This is a genomic window from Synechococcus sp. R55.7, assembly GCF_047461955.1.
Taxonomy (GTDB): domain Bacteria; phylum Cyanobacteriota; class Cyanobacteriia; order Thermostichales; family Thermostichaceae; genus Thermostichus.
On the sequence record NZ_JANSIC010000466.1, the window covers coordinates 1 to 712 of the forward strand.

The following is a 712-nucleotide window of genomic DNA, read 5'->3' on the forward strand; positions in this document are numbered from 1 at the left end:
GCCTATCCGATAAAAGTGACGGCACATCCGTTGGCAATCCGAAAGGTCGGCGACTGTTATCTCAATCACCTACAACCATGCCAAACAGGCCACAGTAAAAGGCTGGCCATCGCAATGGTACTCCTCTTGCGTCTACAGATGCGGTGGGGCTAGTGTTGCCAGACTCTCATCTAACTCAGTAACTGTTCTTGCAACACGGAGTTTCTCAATAAAACGATGTAGTCTTGAATCTCTTGCGGAAGCATTTTAATGTCGCTATCCATTTGTCGATGAACAGAGAGAACCTCAACTCCAACCAGTTGATTTTCCTTGTCGAAATCCAAAACAACCCCAGGGGCAATCTCCTCTGAGCTTTGGACTTGAGCTGTTGTCAAACGAATATATCCAGCATCCACATCAGGATCAAACTCGATGAAAGGTCTCATGGCAGCTTTTTCCCCATTGTTCGATCAAAAAAGATAGTCACCACTGTCCAAGGATCCGTTGATTCATCGTAAACAATCTTCAGGAGGCGATTGCCGTACTCCGGAATTCGACCATAGGCTTGCTTGAGCTGAGGATCTTTGGGATCCACTTGTACGTAGTCAGGGCAGCTCAGAACTCTCTCGATCCACTGGCTTGCGATCTCTTGTCGCTGCTGCAGCCGTCTCAACGCATGCTCAGCTAGAAATCGCAGGAGCCCCGCACTGTACCCGTAGGGTCAGTGTCGGGA

The 712-nt window shown here is 48.9% G+C and carries 2 protein-coding genes; both read right to left on the reverse strand.

The annotated features are described in order from the left end of the window. Positions 1-170: 170 nt before the first annotated feature. The gene (locus tag NW820_RS13155; RefSeq protein ID WP_011433140.1) at positions 171-425 is read right to left on the reverse strand and encodes a DUF2283 domain-containing protein; all 255 of its coding nucleotides are present in this window, start codon (positions 423-425) and stop codon (positions 171-173) included. Beyond that, positions 422-652, reverse strand: a complete 231-nt coding sequence (locus NW820_RS13160; RefSeq protein WP_414407742.1) for a DUF4258 domain-containing protein — start codon at positions 650-652, stop codon at positions 422-424. The genes NW820_RS13155 and NW820_RS13160 overlap by 4 nt, the downstream gene beginning before the upstream one ends. Between the last annotated feature and the right edge of the window lie 60 nt (positions 653-712).

What these genes read in the sequence shown, in the direction of transcription:
- NW820_RS13155 (WP_011433140.1), bottom strand. Translation starts at nt 425, where the DNA reads ATGAGACCTTTCATCGAGTTTGATCCTGATGTGGATGCTGGATATATT.